We start from the raw sequence: 17,268 nt of genomic DNA, 5'->3' as shown, positions 1-17,268 counted from the left end.
CCCGGGCCGCCGGGCTTGACAGCGTCGCTCTCGCACGGTGCTGTCGGGCCCATGAACCCCGTCTCGTCTCCGCTGCGGCGCCTTTCCGAGGCGCCGCGCCTCTACGTGCAGGAGGGTTTTGTCTTCGACGACGAGGTGCGCCACGTGCTCGCCTCGTACGGCGATCGCGACGGGCTCACCCGCCGCGGGCTCGCGTGGCAGGCGAACGAGACGGGGTTGTCGAGCGAGCTACCCGTCCGCGAGGACCCCGTGCTCGCGGCGATCGCGGCGCGGATCGAGGCGGTCCTCGGGTTTTCCTGCACGCTCGTCGAGCCGACGTTCCGGTTTCGCCGGTACGAGCGGGGCGACGCGCATCCGCCGCACCTCGACGAATACACGATCGGCGGCGCGCGGCTCATGGCGACCGCGATCGTCTATCTCACGGACGCGGAAGGCGGCGGCGAGACGTTTTTCCCGCGCGCCGAGCCGCATCCGGTGGCCGTCGGCGCGAAAAGGGGACGGCTCGCGCTCTGGTTCAACCATCGGCCCGACGGGAGCGTCGACAGGGCCGCGCTGCATCAGTCGAATCCGCTCCGCGAAGGGGAAAAGGCGACGATCGCGTATTTCGTTTATGCCCCCGTCGAGGCCGCCCGCGTGAAACTCGCGGCGGACGAGAGGCCGGCGGGGAAGGCGCCTGCTTCGCGGCGGTTCGTCTGCGTGAACGACGGCGTGCCCGAGACGACGATACGCGTGCTGCGCGAGGCGTGCGCGTCGCGCGGGGTCTCGTACGAGGAAGTGCAGGCGGCGAATTTCGATTTCACCGCGGCCGAGCCGCTCCCGCCGGGAACCTTGCTCTTCCGGCCGGCCGTCTCGTCCTCGGCGGTGCGCGTGGAGCAGGCGCTTTCGGGGCCGGGGGTGGTGACATTTCATCGGGAGCCGGACGGCATGTTCCGCGATATCGGGCCCGAGGTTTCCGTGCTCGAGCGGCGGGGAATCTCGGTGCCGCGGTGGATCTGGGGGAACACGACGAACCGCGTGCTTTTGCGGCGCTATGTCGAGGATCTCGGCGGCCTGCCGATCGTGATGAAGTTTGCCGGCGGATCGGGGGGGATCGGCGTCTTGCGCATCGACAGCCTGGCGGGGCTGTTTTCCACGATGGATCATGCGCTCGCGTCGGGCCGGATGCCCGTGCTCTCGGCCTACATCCCGGATGCGACGCATTATCGCTGCATCGTGGTGGGCGACCGCGTCGCGGGGTACTGGCGAAATCAAAAGGACGAAGACGATTTCCGGACCCACGCGACCGATGATCCGGCCGATTACCGGACGCCGCCCGCGCCCGAGATCCTGGCGAGCGCCGTGGCTGCGACGGCCGCCCTCGATGTCGAGCTCGGCGGCGTGGACGTGCTCGAACATCCGAGCGGACGCCATTACGTGCTCGAAGTGAACTTTCCGTGTTTTTTCGCGCGCGCCCGGCTCGTCGGCGGGCAAGACGTGGGGGGAGCGATGATCGATTGGCTCGTGCGAAAAGCGGAGCGAAGGGCCGGTACGTAGCGGCGACGGCGCTTCAGGAACCCTTGTCGCTCTGCTCGGCCGTGCGCTTGTCGCTCTGCTCCGCGCCGCGGGCGCCCTGTTCCTTGTCCTTGTCCTTGCCGGACTTCTTCTTGTCGCTCTGCTCCGCGTGGCGCTTTTCCTTCTCCTCTTGGTTCTTCCGCGAGCCGTCGTCGTCGTCGGAAGCCCAGAGCGGCATGCCCGGCGAAACACCGAGGGCCGGGGCGCTCTCGACCGTCGGGCCGCGGCGAACCCGAGGACCACCAGCCGGAGGGGCCACGCGCGCCTCGAGGAGGCCGAGATCCGCGAGCTCGTCGAGCGCGCGGAACACCGCGTCACGCGTCCACCCGTCGGTTCCGGTGGCGGCCGCGAGGGCAGCGATGTCCGCGATGGACCGGGTGCCGTCGGCCTGCGCGAGGGCGAACGCGGCGAGGGGCGAGAGCGCGGGCAGGGAGCCAGCGTCGATCGAGGCACTGCGGGCTTTCGGGGTCATGCAGATCTCCAGCGTGGGGTAGGTTCGTCCCAAACGTGACGATTCATATCACGGAGGGCCAGCACGCACACAGGGGAGACCAACCCTCGCGCGCAAGTGCGGGCTTCGCGGCCTTTCGCGTGGTAACGCGGCGCGGGTGAACAGCGTCGAGCCGGGGGGCCGAGAGAGGAGCGCCCCCGAGGCCACGAGCGGACCACGAAAGGCGCTCGCGTGGATGGTGGTCGCGCAGGTGCTCTTCACGATCATGGGGATCTGCACGCGCCTCGGCGCGCAAAAGCTCCCGTGGTCCGAGGTCGCCGCGGCGCGCGCGGTGCTCGGGGCCGTGGTCGCCATCGCGGTCGCCCGGATGCGCGGCGCCCCGCTCGTGATCCACGACCGGCGCACGGCGTGGGCCCGATCGATCTGCGGAACGGTCGCGATGTTCTGCACGTTCTACACGTTCGGCGCGCCGGCGATCGCGCTCGGGGACGCCGTGACGCTCGGCGCGACGTCGCCGATCTTCATCGCCATCCTGGCGCCGTGGCTGCTCGGCGAGCGGAGTTCCCGGATCGTTTGGGTTGCAACGACGATCGCATTCGCTGGCGTGGCGCTCGTCGCGGGCCCGAGCTTCCGGCTGTCCGGTTCGCTCTCGCTCGTGTCGCTGCTCGGCGCGGTCGCGAGCGCGCTCGCCATGATCTGGCTGCGTCGCCTGGGCACCGGCCGATCGGGCACGCCGCGCGAGAGCCCCGAGGCGATCGTCGCGCATTTCTCGCTTGTGGCGGGCGTTTCGCTCTCGCTCGTAGCGCTCCCGACGCTGCGCATGCCCGACCTCGAAGGCGCGCTCTTCCTCCTCGGCACGGGCGCGAGCGGCGCGTTCGCGCAGATCGCGATGACGCGGGCGTACGCGCTCGATCGTGCGGCTCGCGTGGGCGTGTGGAGTTACCTCGGGGTCGTTCTGACGCACTTCGCGGCGATCGTGATCCTCGGGGAGCCCGAGAAGCCGGTCGGGCTCGCGGGGGCGGCGCTGGTGATCGCGGCGGGTGTAGGGCTCACCTGGTCCGGCTTGCGCGAGGCGAGGGCGACCGCGGCGCTCGTTTCGCCCCCTTGCCAAACGGGCCGATGACCGCGATCCTCCCCGCAGGATGCCGCGCACGATACGGAAGATCGCCATCAACACCGGGGGCGGTGACGCGCCCGGGCTGAACGCCGTGCTTCGATCCGTCACGCTCTCCGCCATCGAGCGGGGTATCGAGGTCTGGGGCATCAAACACGGGTATCGCGGTTTGCTCGAGGACGAGCCTGGCGGCCTCGTGCGGCTCGATCGTGATGCCGTGCGCGGCATCATGCACCTCGGCGGCACGATCCTCGGCACGGCGAACCGCGGCGATCCGTTCCACTACCCGACACACGAGGGCGACAAGATCGTCCCCAAGGATCGCGCTGACGAGCTCGTCGAGCGGTTCCATCGCGAGGGCTTCGACGCGCTCGTCGCGGTGGGCGGCGACGGCTCGATGCGCATCGCGAACGCGCTGCTCGAACGCGGCCTGCCGCTCGTCGTGGGCGTGCCGAAGACGATCGACAACGACGTGTACGGCACGGAGCTCACGTTCGGCTTCGACACGGCGGTCTCGATCGCGACGGAGGCGATCGATCGGCTGCACTCGACGACGGAGGCGCACGAGCGCGTCATGGTCGTGGAGGTGATGGGGCGGAACACGGGCTGGATCGCGCTGCGGTCCGGGATCGCAGGCGGCGCGGACGCGATCCTGATTCCCGAGGTGCCGTTCTCGTACGAGCCCATCGTGGAGAAGGTGCTGCAGCGTGAGGCGCGCGGGCGGCGCTTCTCGATCATCGTGGCGGCCGAGGGCGCGTGCCCGAAGGGCGGCGACGTGACCGTGCGCGAAACGGGCGACGCGTTCCGCCGCGTGGCCGTGCTCGGTGGCGTGGCCGAGCGCGTGGCGAAGGAGATCGGCGCGCGCACGGGCAAGGAGACACGCTCGATGGTGCTCGGCCACCTGCAGCGCGGCGGCGGCCCCACGACGTTCGATCGTCTGCTCGCGTTGCGCTTCGGCGCGGGAGCCGTGCGTTTCCTCATGCAGGGCTGCGAGAGCGGCATGGTCGCGTTGCGTTGCCATCGCGTGGAGCTCATCCCGCTCTCTGAGACCGCGGGACGCACGAAGACGGTGGACCTCGACGGCGACACGGTGACGACCGCGCGCGAGATGGGCATCTGCTTCGGCGACGAGCCTCCGGGCCATTTTGCGAAGGAAGGGACCGCCGCGTCGTGAAGGCCACGTGGGGGCTCGCGCTTGGCGTCGCACTCACGCTCGGCGTGCCGGCGGCGCTCGCGAAGGAGCCGAGCAAGGCCGAGGTGCAGCTCGCCAAGGACATGGTGCGGGACGCTGTCGTCGAGGTGAAGGCCGGGCGCTGCTCCGACGCGATCCCGATGCTCGAGCAGGCGATCGCGATCCACGAGACGGCCGAGGCGTTTCTGGCGCTCGGGGAGTGTCAGGCCACGACGGGCAAGCTGCGCGCGGCCGTGGCCACGTGGAAGCACGGGGAAGAGATCGCGGCGGCGCAGAAGGACAAGGCCCGTCGCGAGGCGATCGAGAAAAAACGCAAAGAGATCGAGCCGCGTATCCCCACGATCCGGCTGAAGCTCCCCGCGGACGTCTCCGGCATCGTCGTGACGATCGACGGCGAGGCGCTCCCGGCGTCGAGCCTCGGCGCGCCCGTGCCGGTGGATCCCGGCACGCATCAGATCGAGGCGAAGGCGCCGGGCGGCGAGGCGTTTTCGACCAAGGTCGAGGCCGAGGACGAAGCGAAGCTCACGGTCGAGATCAAGCTGCCGGGGAGCACGAACGCGGGGCCCACGGAGCCAAAGGCGAGCAGCGCCGTGCCGCTCGGCACGTGGATCGCGGGGGGCGCAGCCGTCGCGCTCCTTGGCGGCGGCGTGGCGTCGTACCTCCTGGCCGGCGCGCATGCCGAGGCGGGCGAGATCGAGTGTCGCAAGCGGGTGCAGTGTGGCGCGGATCGCATCGACAGCGTGCGGACGTTCGATGGCCTCGCGCTCGGGGCCTTTATCGGCGCCGGCCTCGCGGCGGGCGCGGCGGTCGGGATCTGGGCGCTCGCGCCGAAAAAAGCGAAGGACGAGGCGTCGGCGCGCGTCTTCGTGGGCCCGGCCTCTGTCTCGATCGTGGGTCGGTTCTGAGCTGAGTTTGACAGTCCTCGAACGAGATCGATATCTTGGCGAGGAAGGCTCCGAGCCTGTCGAAACGGCCCGAAAAATGACAAAAGTCCTCGTTTTCGAGAGCGATCACGCGTTCGCCGGAGAGCTCCGTACCGAGCTCGGGCGTCTCGGCTGCACCGTGCAGGTCGTCGACGACGGCAACGCCGGGTTGCAGCTCGCCGCGAACGACAGACCGGACCTGATCCTCCTCTCCATCGAGCTGCCGCGCATGAACGGCTTCTCGGTGTGCAACAAGCTGAAGAAGGATCCGCAGCTCAAGGACGTGCCGCTCCTCATCATGTCGAGCGAGTCGACCGACGAGACCTTCGAGCAACACCGCAAGCTGCGCACGCGGGCCGAGGACTACGTGCACAAGCCGATCGCGTTCGGCGAGCTGCTCGACCACATCCGCGCGCTCGTGCCGATCGAGGCGACGATCGAGCCGGATGCGGATGCGATCGTCATCGACGATGCCGAGGTGATCGAGGCCGACGAGGTCGAGGAGGTCGAGGAGGAGACCGCGCCGCCGAACGAGGCCGCGGGCGAACGCGAGATCGACGACTTCCTCGGCGGCGCCTTCGATCGGCTGATGGCCGACGACGACGAAGAGAAGACGCGCGCGCAAGTGTTGCCGGTGGTGCCGCCCGCGCCGCGCGCGCCAGCCGTGGCGCCACCGCCTCCTGCGCCGCCGCCCGTGCCCGCCGCTGCCGTCGCGCCGCCACCTCCTGCACCGCCGCCTGTGCTTGCGGTCGCGCCGCCGCCTCCTGCACCGCCGCCCGCGCCTGCGCCTGTCGCGGCCGCGCCGCCGCCTCCGCCGCCTGCATCCGCGGCCGCTGCGCCGCCTCCGCCGCCTGCGCCCGCGGCCGCTGCGCCGCCTCCCGCCGCGCCGCCGCGTCCCGGTGGATCCACGACCGCGATGCCTCCGCGTCCGACTGCAGCAGCGCCCGCGCCTGCCACGACGCGCTCCGTGCCTCCGCCCGCGGCGCCTTTCCGCGGGAGCGAGCGCCCGCCGGCCCCGCAAGCGGCCGACACGGCGGAGCTCGATCGACTCCGCGCAGAGCTCGCGCAGAGCAAGGAAGAGCTCACGCGCAGCAAGGAAGAGATCGCGCGGAGCCGCGACGAACTCACGCAAGCGAAGGACGAGCTCACGCGTGCCAAGGGCGAGTTCGCGCGCCTCGAAGGCGACGTCCCGCGCGCCCAGCAAGAGATCGAGGCGCTCCGGGGCGAGCTCGCGCGGACGCGAGACGAGAGCACGCGCCTCGATCAGGAACTGCAAACCTCACGCGCCAGCGTGTCGAAGCTCGAAGCCGACCTCGTCAAGGCGAGCGAAGGATCGGCCGACGTGGCGCGGCTCAAGCGCGAGGCCGAGGAGCTCAAGGCGAAGCTCTCCGCGGCCATCGCGGCGACGGCCGCCGTGCAAGGCGGAGGCGGTTTGACGGGGACGGCGGCACTCACCGCCACCTCGCGCCTCGGCGGCGTGTCGAGCCGCGAGTTCCTCGATCTGCGCGAGGCCCTGAACAAGAAGGACAAGGAGATCCTCGCCCTGCGCGAGCAGGTCTCGCAGCGAGACAAGGAGCTCATCGAGCTCAGGGATCAGGCACTCGTGCTGGAGCGCGAGAAGGCCGATCAGCTCGATCGGATGATCGAGTTCGAGGGATCGCGCGAGCAGGTCGACGCCGAGCTGAGCAAGCTGCGCGACGATCGCGAGGCCCTCGAGAAGCGCGTGCAGAACTTCCAGCTCTTGCTCGAGCGTGTCGAGGAGAAGCTCGCGACGCGGGACGCGGAGCTCGCGGCGGCGCGGCTCGATCGCGAGGCCGCGATCGCGATGCGGGAGGAGCAGCTCCGGACGTCGAGCGAGACGCTCTCACAAGCCGTCGCCGACGCGGAGGCGCGGACGCGCGCGAGCGAGGCCGAGCGGCTCGGGAAGGAGCACGCGGCGGAGATCACGCGGCTCGGCGAGGAGCACGCGGCCGCGATCAAGAAGCTCGGCGAGGAGCACGCGGCGGCGATCGCGAAGCTGCGCGACGAGCACGCGGCCGAGATCGGCGAGCTCAGCGCGGAGCAGGGCGCGGAGCTCGGCAAGGCGCGCGAGGAGCACGCGGCGGAGATCACAAAGCTCCGCGAGGAGCATGCGACGGCCATCGAGGCGCTGCGATCGGCGGGCGCGAACGAGGCGGAGCGCACGCGGCAAGAGGAGATCACGAAGCTCCGCGAGGAGCACGCGGCCACGCTCGCGCGGATCGAAGCCGAGCACGCGAAGGCCCTCGAAGCGGCGAGCGCCGAGAAGGCGCAGGCGATCGAGGCAGCAACGCGCGCGGCCGACGAGCGGATCGCGGCGCGCGTGCAAGAGCTCGAGGATGAGCACGCGCACGCCGTGGGCGCGCTCGAAGCGCGTCACGTCGCGGCGATCGCGAGCGCAGAAGAGGCCACGCGGAAGGCCGTCGCGGAGCAGGAGGAGCGATCGCGCGCGAACGATGCGGCGCGAGCCGCGGAGGTCGAGGAAGAGCGCGAGGTTCGCAAGCGTGCGCTCGCCGAGCAGGAGACGACCTTGCGCGCCGCCGCGGCCGAGCTCGAAGCGCGCATCGCCGCGCTCGGGACTGAGCTCGAAGAGGCCCGCGGGGCGATCGAGTCCGCGCGCCGGGACGAGGGCACGCTGCGCGCGGATCTCGCGGCTCGCGTGGCCGACGTTGCGCGGCTCGAAGAGGAGCTGCGCAAGCGCGAGGAGGAGCGCGACGCGCTCGCCGCGGAGAAGGCGACGCTCGTGGCCGACGCCGTCAACGCTGCGGCGCGCCTCACGCGCGTCCGCTCGAGGTGGGACGAGGACAAGCTCGCGCTCGAACGCGCGCGCGAGTCGCTCCTGCAGGCCGTGCAGCGAATCCAGGAAGTCGAGTCGCGGCCGATCGACGCAGAGTGAGCCGAGCGGCCGCGCGGCCGCTCAGCCCGATTTCGCGCGGAACGCCTCCGGCAGGAGCGCTGCGAGCGACGTCCTCCGCGAGAGCCCTTCCTGCCCGGTGACCGACATCTGGATCCGCAGATCGTCCGCGAACTCGGCGAGCGTCTGCCGGCACATCCCGCACGGTGCGCCGATCGGCGGGCTCTCCACGCCCGGACCGAGCTTCAACGTCCCCGGCGTCACGACCACGAGCGCGATCGGATCACGTTCACCCGCGGCCACCATCTGCACGATCGCCGATCGCTCCGCGCAGATCGACAGCCCGTACGACGCGTTCTCCACGTTGCAACCGGTGAAGATCCGACCCGACGCGGTGAGCAGCGCGGCGCCGACCTGGTACGTCGAGTACGGCGCGTGCGCGCGCGCCTGCACGTCGAGCGCCGCGCGTTCGAGCACGGTCCAATCGATGTTCGTCTGCAAATCGGTCAAGCTGCTCCTCCTCGCCAGCTCCCGCCGCCGGTGATCGCGGCGCCGACCTTCTTCACCCAGGCCGAGAGCAGCGTCGTGAACCGCTCGCGCGACTTGCGCGCCGTCTCCTCGACCTCGGCATGATCGAGCGGCGTCGGGCTCAGGCCCGCGGCGAGGTTCGTGATGCACGACATCGCGCCGCACCGCACGCCCATGTGCCGCAGCGCGATCACCTCGTGCACCGTGCTCATCCCGACCGCGTCCGCGCCGAGCGTCCGCAGCATCGCGATCTCCGCCGGCGTCTCGTACGACGGACCGAGCAGACCCGCGTACACGCCCTCGTGGATCGACACGCCCGTATCCGCCGCCGCCTCGCGCGCGAGTGCCGCGATGCGCCGATCGTAGGCGTGCGTCATGTCCGGGAAGCGCGGCCCCATGCCGGCTTCGTTCGGCCCGACGAGCGGGTTTTGCCCCGTCAGGTTCAGGTGATCGCGGATGAGCATCAGGTCCCCGGGCTGGAACGTGGGCCTCGTACCTCCGGCGGCGTTCGTCAAGAGCGTGGCACGACACCCGAGCCGTGCGAGCAGCCGTGCGCCGAACACGGCGCGCTCGGGCGCGTGGCCCTCGTAGAGGTGCACGCGGCCTTGCAGGCAAGCGACCGGCACGCCGTTCGCGAGGCCCATCCAGAGCTTGCCCGCGTGCCCGACGACGTTGGACACGGGCATGAACGGGATTTCGCTGTAGGGGAGCACCACGTGCTCCTCGAGGCTCTCGGCCCACGCGCCGAGCCCCGAACCGAGCACCACACCGACCACGGGGGTGATCGGGCTCTTCGATCGGATGACGGAGACGGCCTCGTCGAGGTGGGAGATCAGGCTCATTTGTCGGAGGTTAGTACAGGCTGACGGGGCGGGTAAACGTTTGCCCGCGCTCGCTCCGCCGTCCGTCCTTTCCTTCGTCGGTTCGAGAAGGGTGCAGGGTTCGGGCGTCCGTGATAGGGTGCGCGCCCTCCTGCGTGTTGAGGGGTGTTCGCGCCCAACCTCGCGCGTAGCCCGCTCCTCCAGAAGCTTCCAAGGTGAATCCGATGAGCACGTTCGAAGAGTTCCTCAAGGCCAAGGCGATCGACCCGCGCAGGATCATCGCGGCGTCCCAGAAGATCGAGAAGCTGCGCCCCGAGGATCGGGCGATTCGTCTGACCAAGCGCCTCGCCCGCAAGAGCGAGGACGGCGCGAAGAAGAAGGAGGGGCTCAAGAAGCCCCGCAGCGGCCGTCCCGTGACGGACCGCGCGATCGCGTCGGCGCTCGCGGGCAAGTCCGTCAGCGGCCCGTCCAAGACGCGCATCCTCCGCGCGGTCAACCACATCCTCGAGCAGAAGAAGCAGGAGAAGGTCGACCTCAAGGCGCTCTTCCCCGGCGAGAAGAAGGCCGCGGCGGCCTGAGGGATGAGGCGGGGGCGAGGCTTCGCGAGACGCGAGCTTCGCCCCCGAATCTTTTTCGAAGGGTACGTCGCGGGCGGCGCTTGGGCCGCCCGTCACAGATCGCTGAGACGTCGGCGGGCGGGCTTGCGCGACGAGATGTCGAGCAAGTCGGCGGCGACGAGGGCGACGGTCAATCCCACGGCGATGTAGAGCATGCGCCGACGTTGGGGCCGGCCGCGGGAAATGGACAAATTTCGTGCAAAAGGGCGGCCTCGTGAATGCGGCCCCGCCGCCGCGCAACGGAGCCGTTCGTGTACCCCGTGGCGCTGCCGCGCGCGATCTCCTCGCTGGTCTCGGCGCCCGCTGTCGCTCCATCCCCGTCGTTTTTCGCATGGCCGAGCGCGAGCCTGGCCACTCGGGCCTTCGTGGACAGCGGCGACGTAGACGAGCTCGTCCGGCGCGCCCGGAGCGGCGACAGGGGCGCCTTCTCGGCCCTCTACCGGATGCACCGGGAGGCCGTGGCGCGGCTCGTCTTCCGCATGCTCGGCCGCGCGAGCGACATCGAGGACGTGGTGCAGGAGGTCTTCCTCCAGGTGCACCGGAGCCTCGGTGACTTCCGCGGGCAGTCGAAGTTCTCCACCTGGATTCATCGCATCACGGTGAACGTGGTGCTCATGATCCGCCGGGCCGAGCGCAGCCGGCCGGTGTTCGCCGACGAGCCACTCGCGACCGAGCACGAGAGGGATGCGGGCCTCTTGCCGGACGAGGAAGCGACGCTCCGGCGCCGGCTCGCCGCGTTCAAGCGGCTGCTCGATCGGATCTCCGAGAAGAAACGTACGGTGTACGTGCTGCACGACATCGAGGGCTTGGCGCCGGCCGAGATCGCGACGATCGTGGATGCTCCCGTGCTCACGGTGCGAACGAGGTTGTTTTACGCGCGGCGCGAGCTCGCCGAGCTCATGCGGGAGGAGCCTGCGCTCGCGCAGCTCGTGGATGAGATCGGGGGGCTCGGGGCGCAGCTCGGCGCGTCCGAGCGGAGCCCTCGAACGTCGAATGCTCTACCGGCGGAGGGGAAAGCCACGTGAGCGACAACGACCCCGGCACGCGCGCCCTCGAGGTGATGCGCGACGCGCTCGCCGACGAGAAGCTGCCCGAGCTGCCCTGGGATGCGATCGAGCAGAAGCTCGAGGCGCGCATCGCAGAGGACGAACAAGCGCGCGCGTCCCGAGCGCTCCCTCGCATCGGTCGCGGCGCGCGTGTGGGCCTCGCGCTTTGCGCGGCCGCTGCGGCGGTGATCGCAGTCGCGAGCTTCGGCGCGCGATCGAAGAACGACGCCCCCGCGGGCTTTGCCGTCCGATGGCGCGCGCCCGAGACGATCGCGTTCCTCGCGGGCAGCGAGTCCGAGCGAGATCTCTCGCTCCTTCGTCCCGGTGACGGCGTCGAGGCCGGCGAGGCGCCGCTCACGCTCGTGCAACGTGGCATCGTCCGCGTCACGCTCGCGCCCGGCGCGCGCGCGACCGTCGTCGCCGCGGCCTCCGAGGCCGGGGATGCGCTCGTTCTCGGCCTCGAACGAGGCTCGTTGCGCGCAGACGTCACGCCACGAAAAACCGCGGAGGGCCTCGTCGAGACCTTCGCCGTCGACGTCGGCCGCACGCGTGTCGCCGCGCATGGCACCGCGTTCACCGTCGTCCGCGGCAACGACGATGTCTTCGTCGATCTCGAGCATGGCGCGGTCGCCGTCGGCCCCGCGGGTCGCCCCGGCGTCACCACCGGCCGTCTCCTCGTCGGCCGCGCACGCGCCTCCTTCTCGCTCGACGGCGGCGAGACCGCCCGCATGCTCGCCGTAGACGACGCGCCCCCCGCGCCGCCTGCGCCGGTGGAGACCACGCCTCCGCCGAAGCCCGCGATCGCGCCGCCGCCTCCGAGCGTCGCCGAGCGCCCGCACCTGCACGCCCCCGATCGTCCGGACGCACCCCCCGTGCCGCCTGCACCTGCGCCCACGCCCTCCGTCGAGCCCGAGGCGCCGCCTGCGCCCAAGCCGGCGCCCGTGCTCACGCGCGCCTCCGTGCAGGCGGGCCTTTCGGGCTGCTTCGAAACGCACTACCGCGGCGGCGACCCTTCCGTTCGTCTCTCGGTCGCGGCCACGGTCACCGTCTCGCTCGACCCGGAAGGCGCCGTCTCGTCCGTGCGCTTCGACCCGCCGCTCGAACCGCAGTTCATGCAGTGCGTCTTCAATTCGCTGCGCCCAGGCAAGTTCCTCGGGACGACCGGCCCCCTCGCTGTGCCTTTCCAGCTCGGTCAGTAGGGGTTTGCCCGGGCAGAACCCTGCCCCGACAAACCCCGCCCGCCTCAGCGGATCGAAGGCGGCGCGCCCGTGAGGAGCTGCATCAGCGCGTGCGTCTCGCGCGCGCCCATCAGCCCGAACTGCACGCCCATCCCGTCGGGCTCGGTCCAGCGCACCGTCGACTTCACCATGACCTCTTGCTTCACGCCGGGAAGCTGCATGTAGAGGTTCACGTTCGCGTTGAAGGGCGCGGGTTTGTCGGTGACGATGAACATGCCGCCGATGCTCAGGTCGCGTGAGAAAGCATCGATGCGCGGGCCATCCCCCACCTGGAACGCGACGGACAGTCGAACGACCCTTCGCGCGTGTTTTCGCTTCTCGGCCAACACTTTCTCTCCTCGTGTCCCGACGGCGTCCTACAATAAACGGTCGGAGGTCGGAGCGCGGTGGCAAAAAACGAGGCGCGCGTCGCCAAGGGGTTCGGCCGGCACTTCGAGGGCTGGCAGCCGGGCGTCGTCGCGGTCTTCCTCGCCGGCAGCGCCGCCCTCCTCGCCGTCCCGCAGTCGGTCCCGCCCGAAGGCCTGCCCGTCCCCCTCGTCGAGCCCGGAAAGCTCGCCGAGACCGCGGCGAACGACGACGCCCGCGTCCGCGCCGTGGAGACAAAACCCCTCGACGCCGACGTCCGCGCGCTCGGATCGCTCCTCCGCGCCTTCGGACGCGCCGACGCCCGTGGCGACGACGCCATGCTCGCCGAGCTCCGCCGCCAGATCGGCCCCGCGGCCGCCCGCGCCCTCGCCCAGGGGGAAGACGCCGTCCTCGCGCTCCGCGCCTACCAGCTCCGCTCCTTCCTCCGCGAGGTGCGCCGCTTCGTTTTGACCGGCGAAACCTCGGACGAGCTCGTCGAGCTCGGCGGCCCCTTCGCCGACGTCCTCACCCGCAACGGCTGGTGCGAGGGCGCCCCGCCGTGCGTCATGCACATGGACGAACGCGCGCTCCGCGCCTCCTTCAAGCGCCGGTGGAACGAGATCAGCGGCCTCTCGGGCAGCGCGCTCGCCCTCGGCGTCGACGAACAGCGCGCGCTCTTCGGCTTCCTCCTCGTGCACCCGCCCCGCCCGAATCCGGGCCGCGACGAAGGGCGCGGCGCGCAGGACCAGGCGGCCTTCCTGCTCCGCAAGATCGACGAGCTTTCGGCCCTCGATCCCTCGTATCCGCGCGAGCTCGCGCGCGGCGTCGTGCGGTATCGCAAGGGCGAGTTCGGCCGCGCGGCCGAGCATTTCGCGACGCACCTCGAGATCTCGCCCGACGGACCGTACTCGCTGCGCGCGCAAAACCACCTCCGCGCCGCGCTCGAACGCTCGCTTGCGGACGCTCCGTAGCGCCCCGATTTCTGTCCCCGCGCCCCTTGCGGTTCGAACTGCCCGGCAACACGTCCCGCCGTGATGTTCCGCCGCACGGTTGATGCAATCTCGTCCTCCGGGACGCCACGCTCGCTCGACACGACGCGGCTCCCGCTCCCCCAACCCATGGCCGCTTGCGACCCTCCACCTCCACCAAGCGTGCCCGTGGAGCCCACGATCGCCTTGCCTCGCGACGCGGACCCGAACGCGATCCTCGCGATCGACATGACCCCCGAGGCCCGCGACTTCTTCGCGTCGGCGCTTCGCGCGCTCGCCGCGTCCGACGTTCCTTTCCTCGTCGGCGGCGCCTACGCGCTCGCGCACCACGCCGGCATGCGAAGGCGCACCCGCGACCTCGACGTCTTCGTCCGCCGCCGCGACGTCGGCGCGGCGCTCCTCGTCCTCGAAAACGCCGGCTACCCGACCTGCATCGCGTTCCCGCACTGGCTCGCTAAGGCGTACTCCGGCAGCGAACACGTCGACGTCATCTGGAGCTCGGGCAACGGCCTCGCCGAGGTCGACGATCTCTGGTTCGAGCACGCGGGCCGCGGCGAGGTCTTCGGCGTCGAGGTCGGCCTCTGCCCTGCGGAAGAGACCATCTTTGCGAAGTCCTTCATCCAGGAGCGCGAACGATACGACGGTGCCGACGTGGCGCACGTGCTGCGCGCACGCTGCGAGGATCTCGACTGGCCTCGGATCGTCGCGCGCTTCGGCGATCACTGGCGGGTGCTCTTGAGCCAGCTCATCCTCTTCGGCTTCATCTATCCGACGGAGCAGCGACGCATCCCGCCGTGGGTCATGCGTGATCTCCTCGCGCGCCTCGAAGCCGAGCATGCGTCGCCTCCCGAAGTGGGTCGCGTCTGCCGGGGCACGCTCCTCTCGCGCGCGCAGTACCTCGCCGACGTGAGCGAGGGCTGGGACGACGCGCGCCTCTGGCCCGAGGGCAGCATGACGTCCGAGGAGATCGCGCGCTGGACCGCCGCGATCGACCAGCCGCCCCCGCACCCTTGAGCCTCGCGAACGCGAGAGCACGACTTCGGTTGGCCCTGATCCGAGCGATCTGCCAACTCTGTTGCTAAATTTTTCGTGTAACTGAAAAATAACACCAAAAGTCGACAAAATAGGACGGCATCCCTTTTGCGAAGAGGGGGAGGCGCTGCTGCTGAGGCAGCCAACCCGCCAGGCACCTCGCAAATCAGGAAAGGGAGCCCCCATGAACCGCCGTCCTCTTCGTCCAGGTCTTCCGGGCGTCTTCGCTGCCACCTCCGCGATCGTCCTCCCCGGCCTCGTCGCCATCGGTTGCCTCGACCGACCCATCGACGTCGTCGACCCGCGCATCACGTCGACCATCGTCGAGGTCGTCCCGCACAGCGGCGTCGACAAGATCGACCTCGTCCTCGGCATCGATAACTCGGCCTCCATGGCCGACAAGCAGCAGATGCTCGCCCAGGCCATCCCCGATCTCGTCGAGAGCCTCGTGAACCCGCCGTGCATCAACGAAGCGGGCGCGCCCCTTCCGAGCGCCGAGCAGCCGAAGGGCCCCAGCGAGGACTGCCCCACGGGTTCGCGCCGCGAGTTCGAGCCCGTGCTCGACATCCACATCGGCATCGTCTCGTCGAGCCTCGGCGGCCACGGCGGCGGGCATTGCCCCGACCTCCAGACCGACCCGAGCTGCAGCGACGAGAAGGTCTCGAAGAACGACCGTGGTCACCTCCTCTCGCGCGCCGATCCCTGCGTCGCCAGCGAGGTCGTGCCGACGTACGCCAACAAGGGCTTCCTCGCGTGGGATCCGAAGGAGCAACTGAGCCCGCCTGGCGAGACGAACCTCGGTACGCTCGACGGCTCCGAGCCCGGCCTCGTGCCCGCGCTCGCCGACATGGTCCGCGGCACCGGCCAGGTCGGCTGCGGCTACGAGTCGCAGCTCGAGAGCATCTACCGCTTCCTCGTCGACCCCGAGCCCTACGGCACCATCGACGCCTCGTCGGGGAACGTGAAGGTCAGCGACACGGACGACGTCCTGCTCAAGCAGCGCAAGGACTTCCTCCGCCCCGACTCGCTCGTGGCGATCCTGATGCTGAGCGACGAGAACGACTGCTCGATCAAAGAGTCGGGCTTCAACTTCCGCGCCTCGCACACCGCAGCACTGCCGCGCCCGCGCGCCGAGTGCGCGATCGATCCGAACGACAAATGCTGCACCTCCTGCGGCATGACCCCGCCCGCAGGGTGCCCCGAGGATCCGGGATGCTTTGACGCCCAAGGAAACGTCATGGTGCTGACCCAATCCGAAGATCCCGTCGACCTGCGTTGCTTCGACCAGAAGCGCCGCTTCGGCGTGAACTTCCTCTACCCGACGGATCGCTACGTGAAGGCGTTCTCGAGCCCCGAGATCACGACGCGCAGCGGTGAGCTCGTGGAGAACCCGCTCTTCCCGAAGGCGAATCCCGCCGGGGGCGTGCCCGTCGTGCGCACGCCGGACCTCGTCTTCCTCGCCGGCATCGTCGGCGTGCCGTGGCAGGACATCGCCCGCGATCCGGCGGACCTGACGAAGGGCATCAAGAATGCGCGCGAGATGGGCGAGGACGGGACCTGGGACGTGATCGTCGGCGACCCCGCGAAGGGCATCCTGCCGACGGATCCGCTCATGCACGAGTCGCCCGATCCGCGCGCCGGAAAGCACCCGATCACCGGCGAGCAGACCGACATGGACCCGAGCTCGCCGCTCGGCAACTCGATCAACGGGCACGAGTACGACACGCTCGGCGAAGACCTCCAGTACGCGTGCATCTTCGAGCTGCCCGAGGCGACCGATTGTCCGAACGATCCGAAGTGCGCCGAGTGCCGCGACGGCACTGCGGCCAACCCGCTCTGCGATCCGGCCACGCCCACGATGCGCGTGCGCGCCAAGGCCTACCCCGGCCTGCGCCAGCTCGACGTGCTCCGCGGCCTCGGCGATCAGGGCATCGTCGGCTCGGTTTGTCCGAAGCAGGTCAACGATCGCACCAAGGACGACTACGGCTACCGCCCCGCCATCGGCGCGCTCGTCGATCGGCTGAAGGCCAAGATCGGCGGCCCGTGCCTGCCGCGCACGCTCGACCGCGACAAAGAGGGCGCGGTGAACTGCCTCCTCATCGAGGCGCGCCCGACCGGCGGAGCTTGCTCGTGCGATTCCGAGCATGCCCGGCTCCCCGTCGATGACACGCACGCCGCCGCGATCGACGAGGCCAAGGCGCGTTCGCCCGAGGCGGGCTGGGACTGCTTCTGCCAGATCCCGCAGCTCAAAGACGAGGAGCTCACCATTTGCCAGAACGACGTCTCGGACGACCCGGTCACGCCCGCCGGCGAACCCGTCAGTGGCTTCTGCTACGTCGACGCCTCGACCGACCCGGCCATCGGAAACCCGGCGCTGGTCGCCCGCTGCGCCGACTCCGAGCGCCGCATGATCCGCCTCGTGGGTGAGGGCGAGCCCTCCAAGGGGGCCACCCTCTTCGTCACCTGCTCGGGTGACTCCAGCCCCTGAGCGGACCCGGACGCACCATCTTGTCACTGCCCAGCGTTGACGCGCGCTCGGTCCCGGGGGA

The 17,268-nt window shown here is 70.4% G+C and carries 15 protein-coding genes; 11 read left to right on the top strand and 4 right to left on the bottom strand.

Annotation, left to right across the window (positions count from 1 at the left end; genetic code table 11):
- Positions 1 to 51: 51 nt before the first annotated feature.
- The gene (locus KEG57_RS26090; RefSeq protein WP_272424617.1) at positions 52 to 1,533 is read left to right on the top strand and encodes a 2OG-Fe(II) oxygenase; all 1,482 of its coding nucleotides are present in this window, start codon (positions 52 to 54) and stop codon (positions 1,531 to 1,533) included.
- A 13-nt stretch (positions 1,534 to 1,546) separates the two neighbouring features.
- Here KEG57_RS26090 and KEG57_RS26085 read toward each other — a convergent pair whose 3' ends face one another.
- Positions 1,547 to 2,023, bottom strand: a complete 477-nt coding sequence (locus KEG57_RS26085) for a hypothetical protein (protein WP_272424618.1) — start codon at positions 2,021 to 2,023, stop codon at positions 1,547 to 1,549.
- Positions 2,024 to 2,159: 136 nt separating this feature from the next.
- Here KEG57_RS26085 and KEG57_RS26080 point away from each other — a divergent pair, with 136 nt between their 5' ends.
- The 4 genes from KEG57_RS26080 to KEG57_RS26065 all read left to right on the top strand — a co-directional run bounded on the left by KEG57_RS26080 (position 2,160) and on the right by KEG57_RS26065 (position 8,145).
- Positions 2,160 to 3,125 (top strand): DMT family transporter, encoded by a 966-nt coding sequence (locus tag KEG57_RS26080; RefSeq protein ID WP_272424620.1) that lies wholly within the window; start codon positions 2,160 to 2,162, stop codon positions 3,123 to 3,125.
- Between the two features lie 19 nt (positions 3,126 to 3,144).
- Entirely contained in the window at positions 3,145 to 4,290 is a 1,146-nt protein-coding gene (locus KEG57_RS26075) for a 6-phosphofructokinase (protein ID WP_272424622.1), read from the top strand.
- Positions 4,287 to 5,213: a hypothetical protein gene (locus tag KEG57_RS26070; RefSeq protein WP_272424623.1), complete on the top strand. Its 927-nt coding sequence runs from the start codon at positions 4,287 to 4,289 to the stop codon at positions 5,211 to 5,213. Before KEG57_RS26075 ends, KEG57_RS26070 begins: the two co-directional genes overlap by 4 nt.
- Positions 5,214 to 5,289: 76 nt before the next feature.
- Positions 5,290 to 8,145: a response regulator gene (locus tag KEG57_RS26065; RefSeq protein WP_272424624.1), complete on the top strand. Its 2,856-nt coding sequence runs from the start codon at positions 5,290 to 5,292 to the stop codon at positions 8,143 to 8,145.
- 21 nt (positions 8,146 to 8,166) lie between these two features.
- Here KEG57_RS26065 and KEG57_RS26060 read toward each other — a convergent pair whose 3' ends face one another.
- Together KEG57_RS26060 and KEG57_RS26055 are read right to left on the bottom strand one after the other, a co-directional pair.
- On the bottom strand, positions 8,167 to 8,613 hold the full coding sequence (locus KEG57_RS26060; RefSeq protein WP_276074004.1) for a cytidine deaminase: 447 nt from the start codon (positions 8,611 to 8,613) through the stop codon (positions 8,167 to 8,169).
- Positions 8,610 to 9,473 (bottom strand): purine-nucleoside phosphorylase, encoded by an 864-nt coding sequence (locus KEG57_RS26055; RefSeq protein ID WP_272424626.1) that lies wholly within the window; start codon positions 9,471 to 9,473, stop codon positions 8,610 to 8,612. The genes KEG57_RS26060 and KEG57_RS26055 overlap by 4 nt, the downstream gene beginning before the upstream one ends.
- 203 nt (positions 9,474 to 9,676) lie before the next feature.
- On the opposite strand from KEG57_RS26055, the gene KEG57_RS26050 reads away from it, so the two are divergent.
- The 3 genes from KEG57_RS26050 (at position 9,677) to KEG57_RS26040 (ending at position 12,314) form a co-directional block, all read left to right on the top strand.
- Positions 9,677 to 10,030, top strand: a complete 354-nt coding sequence (locus KEG57_RS26050) for a hypothetical protein (RefSeq protein ID WP_272424628.1) — start codon at positions 9,677 to 9,679, stop codon at positions 10,028 to 10,030.
- Positions 10,031 to 10,434: 404 nt separating this feature from the next.
- Complete coding sequence (locus tag KEG57_RS26045; RefSeq protein WP_272424630.1) at positions 10,435 to 11,094, top strand: RNA polymerase sigma factor; 660 nt, start codon at positions 10,435 to 10,437, stop codon at positions 11,092 to 11,094.
- Positions 11,091 to 12,314 (top strand): FecR family protein, encoded by a 1,224-nt coding sequence (locus tag KEG57_RS26040; RefSeq protein ID WP_272424631.1) that lies wholly within the window; start codon positions 11,091 to 11,093, stop codon positions 12,312 to 12,314. The genes KEG57_RS26045 and KEG57_RS26040 overlap by 4 nt, the downstream gene beginning before the upstream one ends.
- 44 nt (positions 12,315 to 12,358) lie before the next feature.
- Here the strand turns inward: KEG57_RS26040 and KEG57_RS26035 are convergent, their stop codons facing one another.
- Positions 12,359 to 12,679 carry a PilZ domain-containing protein gene (locus tag KEG57_RS26035; RefSeq protein WP_272424632.1) on the bottom strand — a complete coding sequence of 107 codons (321 nt, stop codon included), beginning with the start codon at positions 12,677 to 12,679 and terminating at the stop codon, positions 12,359 to 12,361.
- A gap of 60 nt (positions 12,680 to 12,739) precedes the next feature.
- Between KEG57_RS26035 and KEG57_RS26030 the strand changes: the two genes are divergently transcribed.
- From KEG57_RS26030 to KEG57_RS26020, 3 genes are all read left to right on the top strand, one after another.
- Positions 12,740 to 13,669, top strand: coding sequence for a hypothetical protein (locus KEG57_RS26030; protein ID WP_272424633.1), 930 nt, complete (start codon positions 12,740 to 12,742; stop codon positions 13,667 to 13,669).
- A gap of 186 nt (positions 13,670 to 13,855) precedes the next feature.
- Positions 13,856 to 14,701 carry a nucleotidyltransferase family protein gene (locus tag KEG57_RS26025; RefSeq protein ID WP_272424635.1) on the top strand — a complete coding sequence of 282 codons (846 nt, stop codon included), beginning with the start codon at positions 13,856 to 13,858 and terminating at the stop codon, positions 14,699 to 14,701.
- A gap of 202 nt (positions 14,702 to 14,903) precedes the next feature.
- On the top strand, positions 14,904 to 17,207 hold the full coding sequence (locus KEG57_RS26020) for a hypothetical protein (protein ID WP_272424637.1): 2,304 nt from the start codon (positions 14,904 to 14,906) through the stop codon (positions 17,205 to 17,207).
- The last annotated feature ends 61 nt before the right edge of the window (positions 17,208 to 17,268 follow it).

Source organism: Polyangium jinanense (genome assembly GCF_028435365.1).
The sequence above is the reverse complement of the archived record's forward strand: the minus strand, read 5'-3'. Positions and strand labels throughout refer to the sequence as shown.